The organism is Microbacterium sp. HMWF026, assembly GCF_003061325.1.
Taxonomy (GTDB): Bacteria; Actinomycetota; Actinomycetes; order Actinomycetales; family Microbacteriaceae; genus Microbacterium; species Microbacterium testaceum_E.
This window is the reverse complement of sequence record NZ_QAJB01000441.1, coordinates 1-3,248: the sequence shown is the minus strand read 5'-3', so window position 1 is coordinate 3,248 and position 3,248 is coordinate 1. Positions and strand designations below refer to the sequence as shown.

The 3,248-nt window shown below is 70.9% G+C and carries 5 protein-coding genes; 4 read left to right on the top strand and 1 reads right to left on the bottom strand.

The window, feature by feature from the left end; genetic code table 11:
* From DBR36_RS18160 to DBR36_RS16035, 3 genes are all read left to right on the top strand, one after another.
* Positions 1-189: hypothetical protein (locus tag DBR36_RS18160; protein WP_219927674.1), on the top strand; the 189-nt coding region annotated here is incomplete at its 5' end.
* 50 nt (positions 190-239) lie between these two features.
* Positions 240-464, top strand: coding sequence for a DUF3107 domain-containing protein (locus DBR36_RS16040; protein WP_108320704.1), 225 nt, complete (start codon positions 240-242; stop codon positions 462-464).
* Between the two features lie 10 nt (positions 465-474).
* Entirely contained in the window at positions 475-762 is a 288-nt protein-coding gene (locus DBR36_RS16035) for a hypothetical protein (RefSeq protein ID WP_108320703.1), read from the top strand.
* Positions 763-893: 131 nt separating this feature from the next.
* On the opposite strand, the gene DBR36_RS16030 is transcribed toward DBR36_RS16035, so the two are convergent.
* Positions 894-1,610 (bottom strand): ferritin-like fold-containing protein, encoded by a 717-nt coding sequence (locus tag DBR36_RS16030; protein ID WP_108320702.1) that lies wholly within the window; start codon positions 1,608-1,610, stop codon positions 894-896.
* Between the two features lie 150 nt (positions 1,611-1,760).
* Here DBR36_RS16030 and DBR36_RS16025 point away from each other — a divergent pair, with 150 nt between their 5' ends.
* Positions 1,761-3,212, top strand: a complete 1,452-nt coding sequence (locus DBR36_RS16025) for a DEAD/DEAH box helicase (protein ID WP_108320701.1) — start codon at positions 1,761-1,763, stop codon at positions 3,210-3,212.
* The last annotated feature ends 36 nt before the right edge of the window (positions 3,213-3,248 follow it).

Here is a 3,248-nt window from a genome sequence, read left to right as displayed (position 1 = left end):
CGACGCCACGGTCCGCTGGTCGTCGTCGAGATCGACACCGACCGCGGTCGCGACGTCGGGGGCGACGGCATCCGGAATCTGCATGCGTCCACGCTAATCGCGACCTCCGACATCGCCCGCGGGCACGCGGCGTTCGCCTTCCGCGAAGCCGCGCCGTCGACGGGTCGTGGTGTCGGAGGCCTGCCCTAGAGTCGAATCACGCGCCGGGCCGACCGCGGCCCGCGGGGAAAGGACGCATCGTGGAGATCCGCATCGGCATCACCAACACCGGCCGCGAGCTCAACTTCGAGACCAGCGAGAGCTCGGACGCCGTCAAGTCGGCCGTCGCCTCGGCCCTCGACAGCTCGGCCAGCCACGTCACGTTCACCGACGTCAAGGGCAACTCGTACCTCGTCCCGACCGCCAACCTCGCGTTCGTCGAACTCGGCACCGAAGAGTCGCGTCGCGTCGGTTTCGTCGCCTGACGACAGACCCGTGCAGATCCTGCTCGGTCTGATCATCGGCGCGGTCGTCGGCCTCGCCGCTCACTTCGCGCTGCCCCACCGGCAGCTGCGCGGGGCGGCGCTCGCCCCTCTCGCGGGGGCGGCGGCCGCGGCCGTGGTGTGGACCGCCCTCACGTGGGCCGGGCTGGGCGTCGACTCGCCGATCCTCTGGTTGGTGGCCGTGCTGGCTCCCGCTGCGACGGTCCTCGCGCTGATCCCGGTGCTCTCCCGCTCGCGCCTCGCGCGCGACGAGGCCGACCGCGCGCGCATCGGCGCCTGACGGCACCGGCTCGCGGCGGGGGCGATTGACGCGCTCGGCACGGGCGACTGACGAGCCCGTCTCGCCGCGCCGATTCGCGACTCGGCTCCACGCCGCGGGCGACCGACGCGCTCGGCGCAGGCCACCCGGTCTCAGGCCGCGAGGCCCATGGCATCCATCCGCCGTGCGTGCGCACCCATCAGCTCGCTGAACACGGGCTCGACCTTGGCTTCTTCGTCGCGGTCGAGGTGTCCGCGCCGCAGCGCGGCGCGCGCGACCAGCAGCGTGTCGCCCACGAGGCGGCGGCCCCACAGCGCCAGCAGCCAGCGCCACTCCTCGTCGCTGTCGATCGTCGCGCCCAGGATCTCGACGATCGCCTGACGATCGTCGTCGGCCTGCAGGATCCGGGCCACGCGTTTGCCGGTGTCGCCGTAGCTGGACGACAGTGCGAGGTAGAAGTCGTCGAGCATGCCCGCTGTGATGTGCACGGTGAGCATCGTCTCTTGCGGGCGCACCCCGTGAGTGTTGCGACGGAACGCGTCGAGCGACTCGCGGAACGGCAGCATGAGCTGCGTCGGATCGGCGCCGCGCTCGCGGATGAGCGCGACGAGCTCCTGATGCTTGATGAGCGCCGCGCCGGCCGCGCGCGACAGCGACTCCTTCTCGGCGAGCTCGGGGGTCAGGGCGATCAGCTCGCTGAGCGTCTCGAAGAAGCCGAGCTGCAGGTATGCGGCCTGACCGAGGAAGGTCTCGACGTCGGGCGCGAGCTCGGCGAAGTCGACGCGCATGGCCTCGCCCAGGTCTCCGCGCGAGCGCAACTGGAGCGTGCGGCCCACCGGGCGCTGACGACGACGGAACCACTCGAACACGCCCCCAGCCTAGGCGTCGGGGGCCCGCAGAAACACGCCGGGTAGAGTGGACACGCCCCGGCGATGGATCGGGGCCCCGCGCCTGAGGACGAGTGAGGCGTGGATACGACTCCCCCAGGCGGTCTCTCGCCGCCGGAACAGGCACGCACAATGACGACATTCGCCGAGCTCGGCATCGACCAGGACATCGTCGATGCCCTGGCATCCAAGGGCATCATCGACGCCTTCCCCATTCAGGAGCAGACCATCCCCCTGGGCCTTCCCGGACAGGACATCATCGGTCAGGCCAAGACTGGAACCGGAAAGACCTTCGGCTTCGGCATCCCCGTCGTCCAGCGACTGGGTCTCGACCCCGAGCCCGGTGTCAAAGCGCTCATCGTCGTGCCCACGCGCGAGCTCGCCGTCCAGGTCTACGAAGACATGGACATGCTGACCTCGAACCGCTCCACGAGCGTCGTCGCGATCTACGGCGGCAAGGCGTACGAGGGGCAGATCGACCAGCTCAAGGCGGGCGCGCAGATCGTCGTCGGAACGCCCGGTCGCCTCATCGACCTCGCCAACCAGCGTCTGCTCGACCTGTCGCACGCGACCGAGGTCGTGCTCGACGAGGCCGACAAGATGCTCGACCTCGGCTTCCTCGCCGACATCGAGAAGATCTTCTCGAAGGTCCCCGCGGTGCGCCACACGCAGCTGTTCTCGGCGACCATGCCCGGCCCGATCGTCGCCCTGGCGCGCCGCTTCATGTCGAACCCCATCCACATGCGCGCCAACGACCCCGACGAGGGCCTCACGCAGGCGAACATCAAGCACCTCGTCTACCGCGCGCACTCGCTCGACAAGGACGAGGTCATCGCCCGCATCCTTCAGGCCGAGGGGCGCGAGAAGGCCGTCATCTTCACCCGCACCAAGCGCGCCGCGCAGAAGCTGGTCGACGAGCTGGGCGACCGCGGCTTCAACGCCGCCGCCGTCCACGGCGACATGAGCCAAGAGGCCCGCGAGCGCTCGATGGCCGCCTTCAAGGCCGGCAAGAAGGACGTGCTCATCGCGACCGACGTCGCCGCGCGCGGTATCGACGTCAACGACGTCACCCACGTGATCAACCACACGATCCCCGACGACGAGAAGACCTACCTGCACCGCGCCGGCCGCACCGGCCGTGCCGGCCGCACCGGTATCGCCGTCACCTTCGTCGACTGGGACGACGTGCACAAGTGGGCGCTCATCAACCGCGCCCTCGAGTTCGGTCAGCCCGAGCCGACCGAGACCTACTCGTCGAGCCCGCACCTCTTCACCGACCTCGACATCCCCGAGGGCACCAAGGGCCGCCTGGTCACCGCCCCCAAGGCCGTCGCGCCCAAGCAGGTCGAGAAGAAGAGTGAGGGCCAGGATGCCGACGGCACCCGCGCGCCGCGTCGTCGCCGCCGGGGAGGCTCGTCGTCGGGCGCTCCGGCCGAGGGCGGCTCGACCGAGCGCGGTGACGCCGGTGCCGGCACGCACGACGGCGCCGGCAAGGAGCACCACGACGGCAACGCCGCCCCGCGCCGCCGCCGTCGCCGCCGCAGCGGTGGCAGCTCCGGAGCCCCGACGGCCCCCGTCGCCTGAGCCACGGACCCTCCGACGGCGCCGATCCCCTCGGGG

Excerpts from the sequence above, each read along its gene's own strand:
- DBR36_RS16025 (WP_108320701.1), top strand. The coding sequence starts at position 1,761 with ATGACGACATTCGCCGAGCTCGGCATCGACCAGGACATCGTCGATGCC.